32 protein-coding genes are annotated in these 18743 nt (G+C 39.6%); all 32 read left to right on the top strand.

The features are described from left to right. Positions 1-57 precede the first annotated feature (57 nt). A complete protein-coding gene (gene fdhD / locus ACPF7B_RS06380; RefSeq protein WP_490504990.1) occupies positions 58-846 on the top strand; it encodes a formate dehydrogenase accessory sulfurtransferase FdhD in 789 nt (262 codons plus the stop codon). A gap of 110 nt (positions 847-956) precedes the next feature. Beyond that, entirely contained in the window at positions 957-1331 is a 375-nt protein-coding gene (rpsL, locus tag ACPF7B_RS06375) for a 30S ribosomal protein S12 (protein WP_026879366.1), read from the top strand. Between the two features lie 51 nt (positions 1332-1382). Further along, positions 1383-1853, top strand: a complete 471-nt coding sequence (gene rpsG / locus ACPF7B_RS06370) for a 30S ribosomal protein S7 (protein ID WP_026879365.1) — start codon at positions 1383-1385, stop codon at positions 1851-1853. Positions 1854-1954: 101 nt separating this feature from the next. Next, entirely contained in the window at positions 1955-4054 is a 2100-nt protein-coding gene (gene fusA / locus ACPF7B_RS06365) for an elongation factor G (protein WP_490504989.1), read from the top strand. Positions 4055-4152: 98 nt separating this feature from the next. Next, positions 4153-5343 carry an elongation factor Tu gene (tuf, locus tag ACPF7B_RS06360; protein ID WP_490504988.1) on the top strand — a complete coding sequence of 397 codons (1191 nt, stop codon included), beginning with the start codon at positions 4153-4155 and terminating at the stop codon, positions 5341-5343. Between the two features lie 54 nt (positions 5344-5397). After that, entirely contained in the window at positions 5398-5709 is a 312-nt protein-coding gene (gene rpsJ / locus ACPF7B_RS06355) for a 30S ribosomal protein S10 (RefSeq protein ID WP_490504987.1), read from the top strand. A 70-nt stretch (positions 5710-5779) separates the two neighbouring features. Continuing rightward, complete coding sequence (gene rplC, locus ACPF7B_RS06350) at positions 5780-6433, top strand: 50S ribosomal protein L3 (protein WP_490504986.1); 654 nt, start codon at positions 5780-5782, stop codon at positions 6431-6433. Next, positions 6433-7041, top strand: coding sequence for a 50S ribosomal protein L4 (rplD, locus tag ACPF7B_RS06345; protein ID WP_490504985.1), 609 nt, complete (start codon positions 6433-6435; stop codon positions 7039-7041). Before rplC ends, rplD begins: the two co-directional genes overlap by 1 nt. Continuing rightward, positions 7038-7346, top strand: a complete 309-nt coding sequence (gene rplW, locus ACPF7B_RS06340; protein WP_490504984.1) for a 50S ribosomal protein L23 — start codon at positions 7038-7040, stop codon at positions 7344-7346. The genes rplD and rplW overlap by 4 nt, the downstream gene beginning before the upstream one ends. Next, complete coding sequence (gene rplB, locus ACPF7B_RS06335) at positions 7346-8170, top strand: 50S ribosomal protein L2 (protein WP_490504983.1); 825 nt, start codon at positions 7346-7348, stop codon at positions 8168-8170. The genes rplW and rplB overlap by 1 nt, the downstream gene beginning before the upstream one ends. Before the next feature lie 23 nt (positions 8171-8193). Further along, entirely contained in the window at positions 8194-8466 is a 273-nt protein-coding gene (gene rpsS, locus ACPF7B_RS06330; protein ID WP_490504982.1) for a 30S ribosomal protein S19, read from the top strand. Between the two features lie 14 nt (positions 8467-8480). Next, entirely contained in the window at positions 8481-8813 is a 333-nt protein-coding gene (gene rplV, locus ACPF7B_RS06325) for a 50S ribosomal protein L22 (protein ID WP_490504981.1), read from the top strand. A 15-nt stretch (positions 8814-8828) separates the two neighbouring features. Further along, positions 8829-9521 (top strand): 30S ribosomal protein S3, encoded by a 693-nt coding sequence (gene rpsC, locus ACPF7B_RS06320; protein WP_490504980.1) that lies wholly within the window; start codon positions 8829-8831, stop codon positions 9519-9521. A gap of 2 nt (positions 9522-9523) precedes the next feature. Next, positions 9524-9937 (top strand): 50S ribosomal protein L16, encoded by a 414-nt coding sequence (gene rplP, locus ACPF7B_RS06315; protein WP_026878337.1) that lies wholly within the window; start codon positions 9524-9526, stop codon positions 9935-9937. Positions 9938-9952: 15 nt separating this feature from the next. Next, complete coding sequence (gene rpmC, locus ACPF7B_RS06310) at positions 9953-10162, top strand: 50S ribosomal protein L29 (RefSeq protein WP_490504979.1); 210 nt, start codon at positions 9953-9955, stop codon at positions 10160-10162. Continuing rightward, a complete protein-coding gene (gene rpsQ, locus ACPF7B_RS06305; protein ID WP_490504978.1) occupies positions 10162-10431 on the top strand; it encodes a 30S ribosomal protein S17 in 270 nt (89 codons plus the stop codon). Before rpmC ends, rpsQ begins: the two co-directional genes overlap by 1 nt. Position 10432: 1 nt before the next feature. After that, the gene (rplN, locus tag ACPF7B_RS06300; protein WP_242147402.1) at positions 10433-10801 is read left to right on the top strand and encodes a 50S ribosomal protein L14; all 369 of its coding nucleotides are present in this window, start codon (positions 10433-10435) and stop codon (positions 10799-10801) included. A gap of 15 nt (positions 10802-10816) precedes the next feature. After that, positions 10817-11152, top strand: a complete 336-nt coding sequence (gene rplX, locus ACPF7B_RS06295; protein ID WP_490504977.1) for a 50S ribosomal protein L24 — start codon at positions 10817-10819, stop codon at positions 11150-11152. 105 nt (positions 11153-11257) lie between these two features. Further along, positions 11258-11800: a 50S ribosomal protein L5 gene (gene rplE, locus ACPF7B_RS06290; protein ID WP_490504976.1), complete on the top strand. Its 543-nt coding sequence runs from the start codon at positions 11258-11260 to the stop codon at positions 11798-11800. A 17-nt stretch (positions 11801-11817) separates the two neighbouring features. Continuing rightward, positions 11818-12123 (top strand): 30S ribosomal protein S14, encoded by a 306-nt coding sequence (gene rpsN, locus ACPF7B_RS06285; RefSeq protein ID WP_490504975.1) that lies wholly within the window; start codon positions 11818-11820, stop codon positions 12121-12123. Positions 12124-12134: 11 nt separating this feature from the next. Next, positions 12135-12533: a 30S ribosomal protein S8 gene (rpsH, locus tag ACPF7B_RS06280; protein ID WP_490504974.1), complete on the top strand. Its 399-nt coding sequence runs from the start codon at positions 12135-12137 to the stop codon at positions 12531-12533. 13 nt (positions 12534-12546) lie between these two features. Beyond that, positions 12547-13083 carry a 50S ribosomal protein L6 gene (gene rplF, locus ACPF7B_RS06275; RefSeq protein ID WP_490504973.1) on the top strand — a complete coding sequence of 179 codons (537 nt, stop codon included), beginning with the start codon at positions 12547-12549 and terminating at the stop codon, positions 13081-13083. 9 nt (positions 13084-13092) lie between these two features. Then, a complete protein-coding gene (rplR, locus tag ACPF7B_RS06270) occupies positions 13093-13446 on the top strand; it encodes a 50S ribosomal protein L18 (protein WP_490504972.1) in 354 nt (117 codons plus the stop codon). Positions 13447-13462: 16 nt separating this feature from the next. Continuing rightward, positions 13463-13981: a 30S ribosomal protein S5 gene (gene rpsE, locus ACPF7B_RS06265; RefSeq protein ID WP_490504971.1), complete on the top strand. Its 519-nt coding sequence runs from the start codon at positions 13463-13465 to the stop codon at positions 13979-13981. Positions 13982-13985: 4 nt separating this feature from the next. Next, positions 13986-14168, top strand: coding sequence for a 50S ribosomal protein L30 (gene rpmD / locus ACPF7B_RS06260; protein ID WP_490504970.1), 183 nt, complete (start codon positions 13986-13988; stop codon positions 14166-14168). Between the two features lie 15 nt (positions 14169-14183). Beyond that, entirely contained in the window at positions 14184-14618 is a 435-nt protein-coding gene (gene rplO / locus ACPF7B_RS06255; RefSeq protein ID WP_490506509.1) for a 50S ribosomal protein L15, read from the top strand. 2 nt (positions 14619-14620) lie between these two features. Then, positions 14621-16045 carry a preprotein translocase subunit SecY gene (gene secY, locus ACPF7B_RS06250; RefSeq protein WP_490504969.1) on the top strand — a complete coding sequence of 475 codons (1425 nt, stop codon included), beginning with the start codon at positions 14621-14623 and terminating at the stop codon, positions 16043-16045. 21 nt (positions 16046-16066) lie between these two features. After that, on the top strand, positions 16067-16180 hold the full coding sequence (gene rpmJ, locus ACPF7B_RS06245) for a 50S ribosomal protein L36 (RefSeq protein ID WP_490504968.1): 114 nt from the start codon (positions 16067-16069) through the stop codon (positions 16178-16180). A gap of 67 nt (positions 16181-16247) precedes the next feature. After that, a complete protein-coding gene (gene rpsM, locus ACPF7B_RS06240; RefSeq protein WP_490504967.1) occupies positions 16248-16601 on the top strand; it encodes a 30S ribosomal protein S13 in 354 nt (117 codons plus the stop codon). Positions 16602-16625: 24 nt separating this feature from the next. Further along, complete coding sequence (gene rpsK / locus ACPF7B_RS06235; protein WP_490504966.1) at positions 16626-17015, top strand: 30S ribosomal protein S11; 390 nt, start codon at positions 16626-16628, stop codon at positions 17013-17015. Between the two features lie 27 nt (positions 17016-17042). Continuing rightward, the gene (gene rpsD, locus ACPF7B_RS06230; protein WP_490504965.1) at positions 17043-17663 is read left to right on the top strand and encodes a 30S ribosomal protein S4; all 621 of its coding nucleotides are present in this window, start codon (positions 17043-17045) and stop codon (positions 17661-17663) included. A 54-nt stretch (positions 17664-17717) separates the two neighbouring features. Next, entirely contained in the window at positions 17718-18728 is a 1011-nt protein-coding gene (locus ACPF7B_RS06225) for a DNA-directed RNA polymerase subunit alpha (RefSeq protein ID WP_490506508.1), read from the top strand. Positions 18729-18743: the final 15 nt, after the last annotated feature.

The raw sequence follows: 18743 nt of genomic DNA, 5'->3' as shown, positions 1-18743 counted from the left end.
TCTTAAAATAAATTAAATTGCGAGATGATGTGATAAAAAATTATCGTGAGGTTAATTATGGAAGATCGCTCTTCAAGAGAGGCTTTTACAAAAGTGAGTGTATGTCGATATAGAGATGATGTTTGGGAAGAAAATGTTGATTTTGTGGTTGTTGAAGTGCCGGTCTCTATTATTTATAACGATATTCCTCACGTAGTCGTTATGTGCTCGCCTCAAGATATTGAGGATTTTATTTATGGTTTTTCTTTAACGGAAGGAATAGTAAACCATTTAGATGATATTCGAAGTATTGATGTAACTCACAAAGAGTTTGGTATTGAGGTTCGGGTGGAAGTTAAACCAATGTGTGCGGTGCGTATTGAAGGTCGAAAACGCCAAATGAGTGCCCGAACAGGATGTGGGATCTGTGGGCTTGATTCTTTATCGGATGTTGTTAGAGAGCAGCAAGCGATTAGTGGGATATTTCAAATTAATGATAAGGCCATAAGTTATGCGCTTTCTTTGACTAATGAGTTGCAGTTTGTCAATCAAAGAACAGGTGGCGCTCATGCAGCTTTTTGGGTGGGTTTAAAAGGGGATATCAGTGTCGTAAGGGAAGATGTCGGTAGGCATGTGGCATTAGATAAACTAATTGGTGTTATGCTTCGAAAGAAGATCAATCCTAGGGATGGATTTATATTGACTACATCTCGGGCGAGCTTTGAAATGGTTCAAAAAGCAGTTGCTGCGAGAGTGGGGCTTTTAGTAACGATGTCGGCGCCGACCTCTATGGCTATTGATCTTGCAAAAAAAATGAATTTACAACTTGTTGCATTTGCTAGGCCTGGCAAAATTAATCTTTATTAAGGTTGACAGTTGTGGGTAGAGATTATACTATTTCGTATCCTCTAGAAAGAGTCTAGGGGGGAATTACGTTATTTTTTATAACTCATGTTTTAAGCAAGGATTTAGATTTAATGGTAACAGTTAATCAGTTAATCCGCCGTCCGCGCGGAACAAAAGCTGATAAATCTGACGTTCCTGCACTTGAGGGTTCACCTCAACGTCGTGGAGTGTGTACAAGGGTTTATACAGCAACGCCTAAAAAACCTAACTCTGCTATGCGTAAAGTATGCCGTGTTCGTTTAACTAACGGATATGAGGTATCTAGCTACATTGGTGGTGAAGGTCATAACTTACAAGAGCATAGTGTTGTTTTAGTTCGTGGTGGAAGAGTAAAAGACCTTCCAGGGGTTCGTTATCACGTTGTTCGTGGAGCATTGGACTCACAAGGTGTTGATAAACGCCGTAAAGGTCGTTCGAAATATGGTGCTAAAAAGCCTAAAGCTTAGTCGCTTAGCTAATTAGTAATTGTTGGATTTAGTATTTGTTGAGAGTATCTCATGTCTAGAAGAAGAGAAGTCCCAAAACGCGAGATTTTGCCAGACGCGATGTATGGCGATGTAATGCTTGCGAAATTTATTAATATGGTAATGGTTTCTGGAAAGAAATCGATTGCTGAGCGTATCATGTATGGCGCATTAGATATCGTTAAAGAAAAAGGCCACGAAAATCCTGTAGAAGCGTTGGAACAGGCTTTAGAGAATGTTCGACCAAAGGTTGAGGTAAAATCAAGACGTGTTGGTGGTGCAACTTATCAGGTTCCTGTTGAAGTTCGTGCGACACGACGTGATGCATTAGCAATGCGCTGGATGGTTGATGCAGCTAGAAAACGCTCTGAAAAATCTATGGTTCGTCGTATGGGTGCAGAAATTTTGGATGCGCTTGAGAATCGTGGTGCAGCAGTAAGAAAAAGAGAAGACATGCACCGCATGGCAGAAGCGAACAAAGCGTTCTCACATTTCCGCTGGTAAGAAATTTACAGAATTTGTTCATGCAATCGCGGTGCTCATTGTTTATGAGACACCGCATTTGTTGTTTAAAGAAAAAACTCAATTAACAAAAAGGATTTATTATGGCTCGAACTATGCCTATTGACCGATACCGTAATATTGGGATCAGTGCTCATATCGATGCAGGAAAAACTACTACCTCTGAGCGTATCCTCTTCTATACAGGTAAAAATCACCGTATTGGTGAAACGCATGATGGTACAGCAACAATGGACTGGATGGCGCAAGAACAAGAGCGTGGTATTACGATCACTTCTGCTGCGACAACGTGTTCTTGGAAAGGAATGAAACAACAATTCCCTGAACATCGTATCAACCTTATCGATACTCCTGGGCACGTTGACTTCACGATTGAGGTTGAACGCTCTATGCGTGTTCTTGATGGGGCGGTAATGGTTTACTGTTCAGTGGGTGGTGTACAGCCACAGTCAGAAACTGTATGGCGTCAAGCAAACAAATACGCTGTTCCACGTATTGCTTTTGTAAATAAAATGGACCGTACTGGTGCGGATTTCTACCGTGTAGTTGGTCAGATGAAAGAGCGTTTACGTGCAAATGCTGTTCCAATTCAAATTCCAATCGGCGCTGAAGATAATTTTGAAGGTGTTATCGATTTGGTAACAATGAAGGCTATCTATTGGAATGAAGAAGATATGGGGATGACGTTTGAAGAGCGTGATATCCCTGCGGAACTTCAGGCTGATGCAGAAAATTATCGTTCACAAATGGTTGAGGCTGCTGCTGAATCAAGTGAAGAGTTAATGGATAAATATTTAGAAGATGGTGAGTTATCTGAAGAAGAGATTCGTCAAGGTCTTCGAGCTCGTACATTGGCTTCAGAGTTGGTACCGGTTTGCTGTGGTACGGCATTTAAAAATAAAGGGGTGCAAGCACTTCTAGATGATGTTGTTTACTATCTTCCTTCGCCAACAGAAGTAAAAGATATTGCGGGTGTTCTTCCTGATGGTGAACCAGGAGTTCGTGTGTCATCAGATGATGAGCCTTTCTCTGCACTTGCATTTAAATTAGCGAATGACCCGTTTGTTGGAAACTTAACATTTGTTCGTGTTTACTCTGGTGTGATTAAATCAGGCGATCATGTTTATAATCCTGTAAAAGGTAAGCGTGAGCGTGTTGGGCGTCTACTTGCAATGCATTCTAACTCTCGTGAAGAGATTGATGAGGCGAGAGCAGGTGATATTATTGCGATGGTTGGTCTTAAGGATGTAACGACAGGTGATACGCTTTGTGATCAAAAAGATCAAATCACACTCGAGCGTATGGAATTCCCAGAGCCTGTAATCTTTGTTGCAATTGAGCCAAAAACTAAAGCTGACCAAGAAAAAATGGGTATGGCGCTTTCTCGTTTGGCGCAAGAAGATCCATCTTTCCGTGTAAGAACAGATGAAGAGTCGGGTCAAACAATTATTGGTGGTATGGGTGAGCTTCACTTAGATATCATTGTTGACCGTATGAAACGTGAATTTAAAGTTGAGTGTGGTGTTGGTGCGCCTCAGGTGGCATATCGTGAAACTATTACTAAACCAGTTGAAGCGGAAGGTAAGTTCGTTCGCCAATCAGGTGGTCGTGGTCAGTTCGGTCATGTGTGGTTACGTATTGAGCCGCAAGAGCTTGGAAAAGGTTATGAGTTTGTGGATGAGATCGTTGGTGGTGTTGTTCCTCGTGAATATATCCCTGCGGTAGACAAAGGTATCCAAGAGCAGATGGCTAACGGTGTAATCGCTGGTTACCCAATTGAAGACGTTAAAGTGACGCTCTATGACGGTTCATATCATGATGTTGACTCAAGTGAAATGGCGTTTAAAATTGCTGGCTCAATGGGGTTCAAGAATGGTGTCCAAAAAGCAGGCCCAGTTTTACTTGAGCCTGTAATGAAGGTTGAAGTTGAAACGCCTGAAGAGTATATGGGTGATGTTATGGGTGACCTTAACCGTCGTCGCGGTAATCTTCAAGGTATCGATGACGCTTATGGTTCAAAATTGATTCGTGCGGAAGTTCCATTGTCTGAGATGTTTGGATATGCAACTGCGTTACGTTCATCAACACAAGGTCGTGCAACGTATTCGATGGAGTTCTTGAAATATCAACAAACTCCTAACAACGTCGCAGAAAGTATTATTAATGCGAGTAAAAAAGATTAAGTTTAACTAGTTATTGAAATAATAGTTTGCAATCTAATGAACAAGCTCTATAATGTAGAGCTTGTTTTTAGCTCTTTAAAAAATTGGGGTATTAAAATATGTCAAAGGAAACTTTTAGTCGTAATAAACCGCACGTAAACGTCGGTACAATTGGTCACGTAGACCATGGTAAAACAACATTAACAGCTGCATTGACAAAAGTTGGTAATGAATCAAGTGGTGCAAACGTTCGTGCATACGATCAAATTGATAATGCGCCAGAAGAGAGAGAGCGTGGTATCACCATTTCTACTTCGCATGTTGAGTATGAATCACCAACTCGCCATTATGCACACGTTGACTGTCCAGGGCATGCTGACTATGTTAAAAACATGATCACAGGTGCTGCGCAAATGGACGGAGCAATCTTAGTTTGTTCTGCAGCAGATGGTCCTATGCCGCAAACTCGTGAACACATCCTGCTTTCACGCCAAGTAGGTGTTCCATATATCCTTGTTTTCTTAAACAAGGCAGATATGGTTGATGATGCAGAATTAATCGAATTAGTTGAAATGGAAGTTCGTGAACTTCTTGATGCTTACGATTTCCCAGGAGATGATACCCCAGTAATCGTTGGTTCAGCTCTTAAAGCGATCGAAGGTGATGAGTCTGAGATTGGTGTTCCTGCGATTAAAAAGCTTCTTGAAGCACTTGATAGCTGGATTCCATTACCAGAGCGTGATATTGATAAACCATTCTTGATGCCTATTGAAGATGTATTCTCAATCTCAGGTCGCGGTACAGTAGTAACTGGTCGTGTTGAGTCGGGAATCGTTAAAACTGGTGAAGAATTAGAAATCGTTGGTATCCGCCCAACTCAAAAAACAACTTGTACTGGTGTAGAAATGTTCCGTAAACTTCTCGATCAAGGTCAAGCTGGTGATAACGTTGGTGTTCTTCTTCGTGGTACAAAACGTGAAGATGTTGAACGTGGTCAAGTATTAGCAAAACCAGGTTCAATCAAGCCACATACAAAATTCGAAGCAGAAGTATACGTACTTTCAAAAGAAGAGGGTGGTCGTCATACTCCATTCTTTAAAGGCTATCGTCCACAGTTCTATTTCCGTACTACAGACGTAACAGGTGCTTGTGAGCTTCCTGAGGGTGTAGAAATGGTTATGCCTGGTGATAACGTGAAAATGGTTGTTGAGTTAATCAACCCAATCGCGATGGATGAAGGTTTACGCTTTGCTATCCGTGAAGGTGGTCGTACAGTTGGTGCGGGCGTCGTGGCAAAAGTTATTGCATAATTAATTTTTTCTCCTAGGCCCTGATGGGGTCTAGGATTTTTAAATGAGAGTAGTATGGATAATCAAAGAATCAGAATTCGCCTTAAAGCATTTGACTATCGTTTGATCGATCAGTCAGCTAAAGAAATCGTTGAAACTGCAAAGCGTACTGGCGCGCAAGTTAAAGGACCAATTCCTTTACCAATTAAACGTGAAATTTTTACAGTTCTTACTTCACCGCATGTAAATAAAGATGCTCGTGATCAGTATGAGCTTAGAACTCATAAAAGATTGATGGATATTGTAAACCCTACCGACAAAACGGTTGATGCTCTAATGAAATTAGACTTAGCTGCTGGTGTGGATGTACAAATTCGTTTAGACTAATGAGTTTGTCCGCGATGAAGGTCGCCAACCTTCCTCTCGTTTTTTATATTAATTAATTGAGGTTATTAAAATGGCAGTAGGATTAATCGGAAAGAAACTCGGGATGAGTAGAGTTTTTGGTGAAGATGGTCGCTCATTAGCAGTGACTGTTGTGCAAATCGAAAACAATGAAATTGCCCAAATCAAAACAGATAATATTGATGGTTATAGCGCTATTCAGGTAGCTCATGGTCCACAATATTCAAGTAAAAAGAAAAAATCACTCGATGGTCATTTTGCAAAAGCTGAAATTGCTTCAGCACGTGCATTGTGGGAATTTCGTGTAGATTCAGCGCAAATTGCTGAGTTTGAGGTAGCACAAAAGTTAACTGTAGAACTATTTGAAGCAGGACAAAAAGTCGATGTTTCAGGTACTACGCAAGGTAAAGGTTTTGCTGGAACAATCAAACGTCACAACTTTGCTGGTCAACGTAATACACATGGTAACTCGTTATCACATCGTGTTCCTGGGTCAATTGGTCAATGTCAAGATCCAGGTCGTGTTTTCAAAGGCAAGAAAATGTCAGGGCACATGGGGGCTGTTCGTAGAACTGCACAAAACCTTGAGATTGTTGGCGTAGATACAGAGCGCAACTTACTTCTTATTAAAGGAGCTGTCCCAGGATCTAAGGGGTCAGATGTTGTTGTATCTCCTGCAATTAAAGTGAAAAGAGGTAAGGCGTAATGGAAATTCAAGTAATTGGCGGATCTCCAGTTGAATTAAATGAGGAGCTTTTTGCACGTGATTTTAATCAAGCATTAGTGCATCAAGTTGTTACTGCATACCAAGCAGGTGGTCGTGCAGGAACTCGCGCACAAAAAACTCGTGCGGAAGTTTCAGGTAGTACAGCTAAGCCATGGAGACAAAAAGGAACTGGTCGCGCTCGTGTTGGAAGTAAACGTAATCCAATCTGGCGTGGTGGTGGTGTGACATTTGCAGCTAAGCCGCAAAACTGGTCACAAAAAGTAAATAAAAAAATGTATAAAGCAGCAATGCTTAACATTCTTTCAGAATTAATTAGAAGTGAAAGATTAGTGGTTGTAGAAGAGTTCACAATTGCTCAACCTAAAACTAAAGATTTTATTGCGAAGCTTGCGGACTTAAATATTAAAAATGAAAGTGTATTGCTAGTAACTGAAGCAGTTGATTTTCCATTATATTTAAGTGCTCGTAACGTACCAAATGTGCTTTTACTTGATGTTGAAGCAATTGATCCGGTTAGCCTTGTTCATTTCAAAAAAGTGATTATGACAAAACAAGCGCTTATGTCAGTTAAGGAGTGGTTAGCATGAATCTAAGTGTAAAAGAAAGATTAATGAAAGTAATTATTGCTCCTCATGCATCTGAAAAAACTGCACGTCAAGAAGAGCTTAATAGAGAAGTTACTTTTCGTGTTTTAAGAGATGCGAATAAAAAAGAGATTGCAGATGCAGTAGAGCTTTTATTCGGTCGTAAAGTAGAAAAAGTGACTGTGCTCAATCAGAAAGGTAAGCGCAAGTCTTTTGGGCGTCATATGGGTGTTAAGCAAGATTGGAAAAAAGCTTATGTAACTCTTGCTGACGGGGAAGATGAAATTGATTTTTTAGGTGATATGTAATGAGTATAAAAAAAGCTAAACCCACTTCACCAGGTCGCCGTTCATTAATTCAAGTTGTAACTCCTGGTCTTCATAAAGGTAAGCCATACGCACCTTTAGTTGAAGGACAACATTCAACGGGTGGTCGTAATAACGACGGGAGAATCACATCTCGTCACCGTGGTGGTGGTCATAAACAACACTATCGTTTAATTGACTTTAAACGTAATAAAGAGAATATCCCGGCTAAAGTTGAGCGTATTGAATACGATCCAAATCGTACAGCGCATATTGCTCTTCTTTGCTATGTAGATGGTGAGCGTCGTTATATTATCGCTCCTCAAAAAATTGAGGTTGGTGATGTATTATTTGCAGGCTCTAGTGCGCCTATTAAAGCGGGTAACGCACTTCCACTTCGTAATATTCCTATCGGTACAACAGTTCACTGTGTAGAGATGAAGCCAGGTAAAGGTGCTCAATTAGCGCGTTCTGCAGGTGCTTCAGTGCAACTTATCGCTAAAGAGGGTGAGTACTCTACATTACGTTTACGTTCTGGAGAAATTCGTAAAGTTCTTTCGGATTGTAAAGCAACGATTGGAACGGTAAGTAATGGTGAACACAGCCTACGTGTACTCGGTAAAGCTGGTGCAAAACGTTGGGCAGGAATTCGTCCGCAAACTCGTGGTGCAGCGATGAACCCGGTTGACCATCCACATGGTGGTGGTGAAGGCCGTACATCAGGTGGTAGACATCCAGTTACACCTTGGGGTCAGCCTACTAAGGGTTACAAAACACGTACTAACAAGCGTACTAGCAAGTACATTGTTCGTCGCCGTACTAAATAATTAAATCGAATAAAGGGTAAAATATGCCACGTTCTATAAAGAAAGGTCCATTTATCGATCATCATCTACAAAAGAAAGTAGATGAAGCAGTAGCGAATAATAATCGTCGTCCAATTAAGACTTGGTCACGTCGCTCGATGATCTTACCAGAAATGATTGGACTGACAATTGCCGTTCATAACGGAAAAATTCATGTGCCGATTTTAATCACTGAAAACATGATTGGTCACAAATTGGGTGAGTTTGCATTAACTCGTACATACCGCGGTCATGCTGCAGATAAAAAAGCACGTTAATAAGGAGATAAAACATGGAAAGTAGAGCAGTACATCGCCATGCGCGAATTTCTCCTCAGAAAGCGCGCTTAGTAGCAGATCAGGTACGTGGATTACCTGTTGATAAGGCACTTACCTTATTGCAATTTAGTGACAAAAAAGCAGCGGATCTTATTCTTAAAGTATTAGTTTCTTCAATGGAAAATGCAGAGAATAATTTCGGTGCAGATATCGACAACCTATTTGTGAAAACAATTATGGTTGATGAAGGTCCAATTTTAAAGAGAATGCGTGCGCGAGCTAAAGGCCGTGGAGACCGTATCCTTAAAAAGACCAGCCATATCACAGTCATTGTTGCTGAAGCATAATAGGAGTAAGTCAAAATGGGTCAAAAAGTAAATCCAACCGGTATACGCTTGGGGATCTCTAAAGACTGGAATTCACGTTGGTACGCGGATTCTAAGACTTTCCCTGAGTTCATTGAATCAGACTTTCGTGTACGAGAGTTTTTAAGAAAGAAATTAGCAGGAGCTGCTGTTTCTAAAATTCATATTAGTCGTCCTTCAAAGTCAGCGCAAGTTGTTATTCATACAGCTCGTCCTGGTGTTGTTATAGGGAAAAAAGGCGAAGATATCGAAGTATTGCGTAAAGAGCTTTCTGCAATCATGGGCTGCCCAGTTCATGTTTCTATTCAAGAAATCAGAAAGCCTGAATTAGATGCATATCTTGTTGCTGAAGGTATTGCGCAGCAATTAGAGCGTCGCGTGATGTTCCGAAGAGCGATGCGTCGTGCTGTAACTAATACTATGCGTTTAGGTGCAGAAGGTATCCGAGTCAATGTTTCAGGTCGTTTAAATGGTGCAGAAATTGCACGTGCAGAGTGGTATAGAGAAGGTCGAGTACCTTTACATACATTCCGTGCAGATATCGACTACGGTATCGCAGAAGCATTAACAACTTATGGGATTTTAGGTGTTAAAGTTTGGATCTATAAAGGTGAAGTATTTGATTACTTAGCTGTCGAAGAAGACCAAGCTGCGCCTAAAAAGAGAAATAGAAGAAGGAAAGGTGAGTAATCATGTTACAACCAAAACGTACTAAATTTAGAAAAATGCGTAAAGGTCGTAACCGTGGGGTTGCGGCAGCAGGCAATAAGGTTGATTTCGGTGAGTTTGGATTAAAATCAACAGAAAATGGACGCATCAATGCTCGTGAAATCGAAGCGGCGCGTCGTGCGATTACTCGTTACATTCGTCGTGGTGGTAAAGTTTACATTCGTGTGTTTCCTGATGTGCCAATTACTGGTAAACCATTAGAAGTTCGTATGGGTAGCGGTAAAGGTAATGTAGAGTACTGGGTAGCAAAAGTTCAACCAGGTCGTGTACTATTCGAAATCGAGGGTGTCACGGAAACTGTTGCTCGTGAAGCATTTAGGCTTGCTTCTGCAAAGCTATCTGTTAAAACAGCATTTGCTGAACGTACAGTTCTTTAATAGGGTGAGGTATTCATGAGTAAAGTATCTAAAGCAACTCAATTAAGAGACAAATCTGTTAATGAGTTAAAAGAAGAAAAGCTTCAATTGCAGCGTGGTTTATTTAACTTGCGCATGCAGAAAGCAACTGGTCAACTTGCTAAGTCCCACCAGTTTAATGAGTCTCGTAAACAGATTGCGAGAATTAACACAGTACTTGGTGAAAAAGAAGAGGGTGGTAAATAATGACTACTGCTAGTGAACAACAACATGCTCGTACTGTAATCGGTACAGTACTTTCTAATAAAAGTGATAAAACCATTACTGTTTATGTAGAAAGATTAGTAAAGCATCCTAAATATCAAAAATATGTTAAGCGCTCTACTAAATTCTATGCACATGATGAAGCTAATACATGTAACATCGGTGATATCGTTGAAATAAAACAAGTACGTCCAATTTCTAAGAAAAAAACTTGGGATTTGGTTCGTGTAGTTGAAGAGTCGAGAGGTTAATATGATTCAGACACAAACAGTTTTAGACGTAGCTGATAACTCTGGTGCACGTAAGGTTATGTGTATCAAAGTTCTTGGTGGCTCACATCGTCGATATGCAACCGTTGGAGATGTAATAAAAGTTTCTGTAAAAGAAGCAATTCCACGTGGACGTGCTAAAAAAGGTGATGTGTATAATGCAGTAGTAGTCAGAACTCGCAAGGGTGTAAGACGTCAAGATGGTTCTTTAATCAAATTTGATGGTAATGCTGCTGTTCTTCTTAATAATAACTTGGATCCAATCGGAACTCGTATCTTTGGCCCTGTAACTCGTGAGTTACGTGGTGATAAATTTATGAGAATTATTTCGCTTGCACCTGAAGTTATCTAAAGAGAGGGTATGAAAATGACTAAAATCCGTAAAGGTGATGAAGTTGTAGTTATCACAGGAACAAGTAAAGGGCATCGTGGTACCGTTCTAGAAGTTAAAGATGGTCGTGTAAAGGTTGCTGGTGCAAACAAAGTTACTAAGCATGTCAAACCTAATCCTCAATTAGGTGTTGAGGGTGGTAAGGTTGAGCAAGAGTCTTTTATCGATCTTTCGAATGTGATGATTTACAATCCAAAAAGCGGAAAGCAAGACAAAATCAAAATCGAACTTTCAGAAAAAACCATCGAAGATGGCAAAACGAAAGTTGTTAGAGAAAGAGTCTTTAAATCCACAAATAAAAAAGTTGGCTAGTTTTAGTAGTTCTGCTATTATAGCCAGCTCATTTTATAAATAATTACTGTGCCAAATAGGATGTATCGCAATAAAAGACATATCCGTTTGGCATTGAGGAATATCATGAAAGCAAGATTAAAACAGTATTATGATGAAGTCGTAGTACCTAAACTTATTGAAGAGTTTGGGTATACGAATCCTATGGAAGTTCCAAGAATCACGAAAATTTCATTAAATATGGGAGTTGGTGAGGCTGTATTGGATAAGAAAGTGATGGACAACGCTGTCGCCGAAATGACTGCTGTTTCAGGTCAAAAAGCGCAAGTTACACTATCACGTAAATCAGTAGCGGGCTTCAAGATTCGTGATGGCTGGCCAGTAGGTTGTCGTGTCACACTTCGTCGTACAACGATGTATGAGTTTTTAGATCGTTTAATTAATATCTCATTGCCGCGTGTAAGAGATTTTCGCGGTGTTAGTGCGCGTTCATTTGATGGTCGTGGTAACTATAACTTTGGTATTAAAGAACAGATCGTTTTCCCTGAAATCGAGTATGAAAAAGTTGATGCTGTCCGTGGTATGGATATTAGTATCGCCACTACCGCTAGAACTGATAAAGAGGCTAAGGCTCTTTTAAGTGCTTTCAACTTCCCATTTCGTAATTAATTATAAAGCAGGAAATTATGGCTAAAGTATCAATGGTTAATCGCGAAAAAAAGCGTGCTAAATTAGTTGAAAAGTATGCTGCAAAACGCGAAGAATTAAAAAAAGTAATCGTAAGTTTAGAGGCATCTGCTGAAGAAAAAGAAGCTGCAGTTGTAGCTCTTCAGAAGCTTCCAAGAGATTCTTCTCCATCTAGACGTCGTAGACGTTGTAGTATTACAGGTAGACCTCACGGAGTTTATCGTAAATTCGGTCTTGGTCGTAACAAGCTAAGAGAAATCACTATGCGTGGTGATATTCCAGGTCTAAGAAAATCTAGTTGGTAGGAGAATAATAAATGAGTATGCATGATCCGATTTCAGATATGCTTACACGCATTCGTAATGCGCAAGTATCTGAAAAAGTAAACGTTGAGATTCCTTTCTCAAATGTAAAAAAATCTATTGCTGATGTACTTCTTGAAGAAGGTTATATTGCAGGGATTGATACTTCAGGTGACAAAGTTTCAAATAAGAAACTTATTTTGACTTTGAAATATTTTCAAGGTAAGCCTGTAATCGCTCGCATTGAGCGCGTAAGTAAGCCAAGTTTGCGTGTTTATAAAGATAAACATAGCTTACCTCAAATTCTCGGTGGTCTTGGTATTGCAATTATTTCCACTTCACAAGGCATGATGACTGACCATAAAGCGAGATCTTTATCTCTTGGTGGTGAAGTTGTCTGTGTTGTAGCTTAATAAGGGGGCTAGTATGTCACGTGTAGCAAAACAGCTTATTACTATTCCTGCTGGTGTGGAAGTTACCATTTCTGGAAATAATGTAAAAGCAAAAGGTCCTAAAGGTGAACATAACTTACAGTTACATTCATCAGTGGCCGTGAAACAAGATGGTAGTGAGCTAGAAATTGTACCTGATTTAGTTCAAAGCAAAGGTAGCTATGCTATTGCTGGGACAATGCGTTCATTGCTGAATAATCTTATTGTGGGAGTTTCTCAGGGTTTTGAGAGAAAATTGATCCTCAATGGTGTTGGTTATAGAGCACAAGCTCAAGGTTCATCACTGAATCTTACTCTTGGTTTTTCTCATCCTATTGTTCATGCAATGCCAGAAGGCGTTACTTGTGAGACACCTACGCAAACAGAAGTTGTAATTAAAGGTGTTGATAAGCAAGTTGTTGGTCAAGTTGCTGCTAAAATTAGAGCATATAGACCACCAGAGCCTTATAAAGGTAAGGGTGTTCGCTATTCAGATGAAGTTATTTCATTGAAAGAAGTTAAGAAGAAATAGGTGAAAACGATGAAAAAAAGAGATGCAAGATACAGAAGAAGCTTAAAAGCTCGTATCAAAATGAGAGAGTTGAAAGTGGATCGTTTAACCGTTCATAGAACTCCAAGACATATCTATGCGCAAATTATTAGTGGTTCAGATAATAAAGTATTAGCGGTAAGCTCAACCTTGTTGTCAGATGTTAAGTCGCAGTTGAAAGGAACAGGTAATGTCGATGCGGCGGTAGCAGTTGGTAAAGATATCGCAGCTAAAGCTCAAGCGGCGGGTATTAAAAATGTTGCTTTTGACCGTTCTGGATTTAAATATCATGGCCGTGTTAAAGCTCTAGCCGATGCAGCTAGAGAAGCTGGATTAGAGTTTTAATTAGGAAGGAATTGAGATGACTACAAAAGTTGAAAATCAAAATGTCGCTGCTGCGAATGATGGTTACCAAGAAAAGTTAGTGACAGTGAATCGTGTTTCTAAAACTGTAAAAGGTGGTAGACAATTCGCATTTGCAGCGTTGACTGTTGTTGGCGATGGTAATGGTAAAATTGGTTACGGTTATGCAAAGGCCAAAGAGGTGCCTGCCGCAATTAAAAAATCAATTGAACAAGCAAAAAGAAATATTAAAAGTGTATCTTTGAATGGTGGTACTTTGCAGTACTCTGTGACAGGTACTCATAACGCAGCTCGTGTTTATATGCAACCAGCGTCCGAAGGTACTGGCGTAATTGCAGGTGGTGCAATGCGTGCTGTTTTCGAAGTTGCTGGAGTTAAGGATGTACTTGCTAAGTGCCAAAACTCTCGTAATCCTGTGAATGTTGTGCAGGCAACAATCAAAGGCTTAGCTTCTATGCAAACTCCTGAAGAGATTGCAGCTAAACGAGGCAAATCTCTAGAACAAATTAGAGGGTAATGTGATGTCACAGAAAACTTTAAAAGTTACATTAGTAAAAAGTACTAATAGTCGTTTACAGTCTCATCGTGATTGCGTTAAAGGTCTTGGATTAAGACGTTTACATCACACGGTTGAAGTCTTAAATACCCCAGAAAATATGGGGATGATTAACAAAGTAGCTTACTTACTAAAAGTTGAGCAGTAGGAATAAGGTATAATGATGAAATTAAATACATTAAAACCTGCATTCGGTAGTAAGTCGAATAAAAGACGTGTAGGTCGCGGTTGTGGGTCCGGTTTAGGAAAGACAGCTGGTCGTGGTCATAAAGGTCAACATTCAAGATCTGGTGGATACCATAAAGTAGGTTTTGAAGGTGGACAACAACCATTACAAAGAAGACTGCCTAAAGTAGGGTTCAATTCAAGAATAGGTCTTGTTACAGTTGAAGTTCCTTTATCGGCACTTAATAAGGTGGAAGGGAATGAAATTACATTTGCGTCACTTATTGACAGCAATTTAATTCCTGCCAAGTATAATCGTGCTAAAGTTATGCTTTCGGGTACAATTGATAAAGCAATTACCTTGAAAGGGATTCGTGCGACTAAGGGGGCTAAAGCGGCCATTGAGGCAGCTGGTGGCTCTGTAGAAGAGTAATTATGCAAAAAAATCAAATAGGTTCGACAAATATAGGTCGATTCTCAGGACTTTTGTCAAGACTATGGTTTTTAGTCTTGGCTTTAGTTGTTTATAGAATCGGTGTTTATATCACTCTTCCTGGCATTGATGCGGTGACATTATCTCAAGTGATGGAACAACAAGGCCAACAGGGTGGTATTTCTGCAATGATCAATCTTTTCTCTGGTGGTGCTTTTGAGAAGATGTCTGTATTTATGTTGGGTGTGATGCCTTATATAACAGCATCGATTGTGATACAGATGCTTTCGGTTGTCTACGCTCCTCTCGAGCAGCTTAAAAAAGAGGGAGAAGCTGGTCGCCGAAAAATGACTCAGTATACACGTTATCTAACCATTATTTTTGGTGTAGTCCAAGGTGTTGTGTATTCGATCGCTATTATGAATGGCGGTTTTGTAAATGCTGAGCTTGTTGTTATACCACCTGTTTTATTTGTGAGTCTGTCAACCTTAACCTTAGTCACAGGCACAATGTTTTTGGTTTGGTTGGGCGAACAGATTACTGAGCGTGGAATAGGTAATGGTATCTCGATGATCATTTTTGCGAGTATCTTAATGGGGATTCCTTCTTCGCTTGCGTTCCTATTTGAAACAGCGACCACTCAAGGTGGTGCAATGTGGTTATTGCTTGTTGTTTTGTTGCTTTTAGTATTAGCGGTAATATTTGTGATTGTCTTTATAGAAAGAGGTCAACGTCGTATTACTATTCAGTACGCAAGAAGACAGCAAGGTAGAATGATGTCTGTAGGAAATCAGACTAATCATTTGCCATTAAAACTCAATATGTCGGGAGTTATACCGGCAATATTCGGTTCGGCCTTCCTATCTTTTGTTTATACAATTAGTACAGGTTTAAGCAAAATCAATGTGCCAGAACTGACTGATGCGGATACAGGGCTTTGGGGGAGCTTTAGCTATTATGTATCCTTGACACTTAATAAGCTCGGATTTTACGGAGTTAAATACTTCTCGATTGGGCAACCAGCATATATGATTCTATTTGCTGCGTTGATTATCTTCTTCTGTTTCTTCTATACAGCACTTCAGTTTAACTCTAAAGAGACTGCTGAAAATTTAAAGAAAAATGGAGGTTTTATTCCAGGTATACGTCCTGGTATTCATACTTCGCAATATTTAGATCGTGTATTAACAAGAATCACTTTATGGGGTTCGTTGTATATTACAATTATCTGTTTATTGCCTGAGTTGTTTAATGGTATTAGCCCAGTTCAGATGTATTTTGGTGGTACTTCAATTCTTATCGCGGTGGTTGTTGTGATGGATTTAGTAACCCAAATTCAAGCATTATTAATGTCACAGCAATATGAGTCTTTAATGAAAAAAGCAAATATTAGTTCTGCGTTAAATGGTACCCCACCGAACTTTTGATAAAATTTTTTGGAGTAAGTTATGAAAGTAAGAGCGTCAGTCAAAAAAATATGTCGCAAATGTAAAATTGTTAAGCGTAATGGTGTAGTGAGAGTTATCTGTGAAGATGGTCGTCACAAGCAACGTCAAGGCTAATTATTTGTGTAAATTTTAATTATCATGTAGAATATTCTGCTTGATAGATTTTTAGGATAGGGTTTATATGGCACGTATAGCAGGTATTAATATACCAGTACAAAAGCATGTGATTATTTCACTGCAATCTATTTATGGTGTTGGTCCAACTCGCGCTAAAGCAATTTGTGAAGCGGCGGGTGTAGAGCCAACAACTAAAGTTAAAGAATTAACAGATGCTCAAATTGATGCACTCCGTGCACAAGTGGGTGAATATGTTGTTGAAGGTGATTTACGCCGTGAAGTTTCTTTGAGCATTAAACGTTTGATGGATCTCGGTTGCTATCGAGGAATTCGTCATCGTAGAAGTTTGCCTTTAAGAGGGCAACGTACAAAAACAAATGCACGTACTCGTAAGGGTCCGAGAAGACTTGTTAAATAATTCACTGGTTAAGGAAATTTAAAAATGGCAAAACCTTCAGTAAAAACGCGTAAGCGTGTTAGAAGAAGTGTTGTTGATGGCATTGCTCATGTTCAAGCCTCTTTCAATAACACTATTGTGACTATCTCAGATCGTCAAGGCAACGTTTTATCTTGGGCCACAGCAGGTGGTTCAGGTTTTCGTGGGTCAAGAAAATCAACTCCTTTTGCAGCACAAGTTGCAGCAGAAAGAGCGGGTACAGTTGCACAAGAATATGGACTTAAAAATTTAGATGTAAATGTTAGTGGTCCAGGTCCAGGTCGTGATTCTGCTGTGAGAGCTTTAAACGCTATTGGCTATAAAATCACTAGTATCTCTGATGTTACACCCATTCCTCACAATGGTTGTCGTCCGCCTAAAAAGCGTAGAGTGTAATTAAATTTTTAAGGAGTAGCAAAAGTCATGGCACGTTATATTGGCCCAAAATGTAAATTAGCGAGACGCGAAGGTGTTGATCTTCAACTTAAATCTGGCGCTCGTTCATTTGAATCAAAATGCAAACACGATAAAGCACCTGGACAGCATGGTTCAAAACCAGGTCGTACATCTGATTATGGTTTACAGCTTCGTGAAAAGCAAAAATTAAAAAGAATTTATGGATTGTTAGAAAAACAATTTCATCTTTACTATAAAGAAGCAGATAGACGCAAAGGTTCTACGGGTGAAAACCTTTTAGAAATCCTTGAATGTCGTTTGGATAATGTCGTTTATCGTATGGGGTTTGCAGCTACTCGTGCGGAAGCACGTCAATTAGTAAGCCATAACTCTATTTTAGTAAATGGTGAGAAAGTGAATATTCCTTCTTACCAGTTAAAAGTGGCTGATACAGTTTCTATTAGAGAACGCTCTAAGAAACAAGCAAGAATCGCATACGCGATGGAGCTTGCAGAAGCCAATGGTTTAGTTGACTGGGTTTCAGTTGATAAAACTAAAATGGAAGGCGAGTTTAAACGAATTCCAGAACGTTCGGATTTACCAGCAGATATTAACGAGTCATTAGTTGTAGAGTTGTACTCAAAATAATAAGCATATTGGTTTTATTTCGTTCTTTCTTATTATTTTAGATCAATCGGGTAAATACATATGGCTTTATATGAGTTGTTAACTCCACGTATTGTGGAAATAAAAACCGACGAAAATCACTTCTCTGAAATTTCGCTAGAGCCTCTTGAAAGGGGCTTTGCGCATACTTTAGGAAATGCTTTACGTCGTATTCTGCTATCTTCGATGCCAGGTGCAGCGATTACGGAATGTGAAATTGAAGGGGTTTCGAAAGAATACTCAGCAATTCCAGGAATGCATGAAGATGTTATTGATCTTCTTCAAAATTTAAAAGGTATTGCGATTATTCTTCATGATGCACCTGAGGCTTACATTACTCTTGAGAAGAAGAGTAAAGGCCCAGTTGTAGCAGGGGATTTAGAGTTACCTCACAATGTTGAAATTGTTAATCCTGAGCATGTAATTGCACACCTTACTTCAAGCGGTTCGCTAAAAATGCGTTTAAAAGTTGAAAGCGGAAGAGGTTATAGCACTGCTGCAAATCGTGAGATTGAAGCAGGAGAAAATTCTTCAATGGCACTTGGCTTGTTTAAATTAGATACAACGTTTAGCCCAGTTAATCGTGTTAGCTATCGTGTTGAAACAGCACGTGTTGAGCAACGGACTGACTTAGATAAACTTGTTATTGCATTGGAAACTAATGGTACATTAGAGCCTGAACAAGCTATTCGGAACGCGGCAACGATTCTTCATGAGCAATTGAGTGTATTCGTTGATCTTAAAGCTATGCCGGAAGAAGAGCCAGTAGAGGAAGAACCAGAATTTGAAATCGATCCTACGCTGTTAAGACCTGTTGATGATCTAGAATTGACTGTTCGTTCAGCTAACTGTCTAAAAGCAGAAAGCGTGTACTATATCGGTGATCTGATTCAAAAAACAGAAACAGAATTGCTTAAAACACCTAATCTAGGTAAAAAATCATTAACAGAGATTAAAGATGTGTTGGCGCAATATGGTCTTTCATTAGGTATGACCTTAGATAATTGGCCACCACCTAATCTAGATACAACTAAGCCACCAGCATAATTTTAATTAATTGAA

Source organism: Ignatzschineria sp. 22MB058224 (genome assembly GCF_058188435.1).
The sequence above is the reverse complement of the archived record's forward strand: the minus strand, read 5'-3'. Positions and strand labels throughout refer to the sequence as shown.

Excerpts from the sequence above, each read along its gene's own strand:
- rpsK (WP_490504966.1), top strand. The coding sequence starts at position 16,626 with ATGGCAAAACCTTCAGTAAAAACGCGTAAGCGTGTTAGAAGAAGTGTT.
- rpsE (WP_490504971.1), top strand. The coding sequence starts at position 13,463 with ATGACTACAAAAGTTGAAAATCAAAATGTCGCTGCTGCGAATGATGGT.
- fdhD (WP_490504990.1), top strand. The coding sequence starts at position 58 with ATGGAAGATCGCTCTTCAAGAGAGGCTTTTACAAAAGTGAGTGTATGT.
- rpsD (WP_490504965.1), top strand. The coding sequence starts at position 17,043 with ATGGCACGTTATATTGGCCCAAAATGTAAATTAGCGAGACGCGAAGGT.
- rplW (WP_490504984.1), top strand. The coding sequence starts at position 7,038 with ATGAATCTAAGTGTAAAAGAAAGATTAATGAAAGTAATTATTGCTCCT.
- rpsG (WP_026879365.1), top strand. The coding sequence starts at position 1,383 with ATGTCTAGAAGAAGAGAAGTCCCAAAACGCGAGATTTTGCCAGACGCG.
- rplX (WP_490504977.1), top strand. The coding sequence starts at position 10,817 with ATGACTAAAATCCGTAAAGGTGATGAAGTTGTAGTTATCACAGGAACA.
- rplF (WP_490504973.1), top strand. The coding sequence starts at position 12,547 with ATGTCACGTGTAGCAAAACAGCTTATTACTATTCCTGCTGGTGTGGAA.
- rpmJ (WP_490504968.1), top strand. The coding sequence starts at position 16,067 with ATGAAAGTAAGAGCGTCAGTCAAAAAAATATGTCGCAAATGTAAAATT.
- rplE (WP_490504976.1), top strand. The coding sequence starts at position 11,258 with ATGAAAGCAAGATTAAAACAGTATTATGATGAAGTCGTAGTACCTAAA.
- rplC (WP_490504986.1), top strand. The coding sequence starts at position 5,780 with ATGGCAGTAGGATTAATCGGAAAGAAACTCGGGATGAGTAGAGTTTTT.
- rpmD (WP_490504970.1), top strand. The coding sequence starts at position 13,986 with ATGTCACAGAAAACTTTAAAAGTTACATTAGTAAAAAGTACTAATAGT.
- tuf (WP_490504988.1), top strand. The coding sequence starts at position 4,153 with ATGTCAAAGGAAACTTTTAGTCGTAATAAACCGCACGTAAACGTCGGT.
- rplP (WP_026878337.1), top strand. The coding sequence starts at position 9,524 with ATGTTACAACCAAAACGTACTAAATTTAGAAAAATGCGTAAAGGTCGT.
- rpsS (WP_490504982.1), top strand. The coding sequence starts at position 8,194 with ATGCCACGTTCTATAAAGAAAGGTCCATTTATCGATCATCATCTACAA.
- rpsN (WP_490504975.1), top strand. The coding sequence starts at position 11,818 with ATGGCTAAAGTATCAATGGTTAATCGCGAAAAAAAGCGTGCTAAATTA.
- rplN (WP_242147402.1), top strand. The coding sequence starts at position 10,433 with ATGATTCAGACACAAACAGTTTTAGACGTAGCTGATAACTCTGGTGCA.
- rpsQ (WP_490504978.1), top strand. The coding sequence starts at position 10,162 with ATGACTACTGCTAGTGAACAACAACATGCTCGTACTGTAATCGGTACA.
- rpsH (WP_490504974.1), top strand. The coding sequence starts at position 12,135 with ATGAGTATGCATGATCCGATTTCAGATATGCTTACACGCATTCGTAAT.
- rplV (WP_490504981.1), top strand. The coding sequence starts at position 8,481 with ATGGAAAGTAGAGCAGTACATCGCCATGCGCGAATTTCTCCTCAGAAA.
- rpsL (WP_026879366.1), top strand. The coding sequence starts at position 957 with ATGGTAACAGTTAATCAGTTAATCCGCCGTCCGCGCGGAACAAAAGCT.
- rplO (WP_490506509.1), top strand. The coding sequence starts at position 14,184 with ATGAAATTAAATACATTAAAACCTGCATTCGGTAGTAAGTCGAATAAA.
- rpsC (WP_490504980.1), top strand. The coding sequence starts at position 8,829 with ATGGGTCAAAAAGTAAATCCAACCGGTATACGCTTGGGGATCTCTAAA.
- fusA (WP_490504989.1), top strand. The coding sequence starts at position 1,955 with ATGGCTCGAACTATGCCTATTGACCGATACCGTAATATTGGGATCAGT.
- rpsJ (WP_490504987.1), top strand. The coding sequence starts at position 5,398 with ATGGATAATCAAAGAATCAGAATTCGCCTTAAAGCATTTGACTATCGT.
- secY (WP_490504969.1), top strand. The coding sequence starts at position 14,621 with ATGCAAAAAAATCAAATAGGTTCGACAAATATAGGTCGATTCTCAGGA.
- rpmC (WP_490504979.1), top strand. The coding sequence starts at position 9,953 with ATGAGTAAAGTATCTAAAGCAACTCAATTAAGAGACAAATCTGTTAAT.
- rpsM (WP_490504967.1), top strand. The coding sequence starts at position 16,248 with ATGGCACGTATAGCAGGTATTAATATACCAGTACAAAAGCATGTGATT.
- rplR (WP_490504972.1), top strand. The coding sequence starts at position 13,093 with ATGAAAAAAAGAGATGCAAGATACAGAAGAAGCTTAAAAGCTCGTATC.
- rplD (WP_490504985.1), top strand. The coding sequence starts at position 6,433 with ATGGAAATTCAAGTAATTGGCGGATCTCCAGTTGAATTAAATGAGGAG.
- rplB (WP_490504983.1), top strand. The coding sequence starts at position 7,346 with ATGAGTATAAAAAAAGCTAAACCCACTTCACCAGGTCGCCGTTCATTA.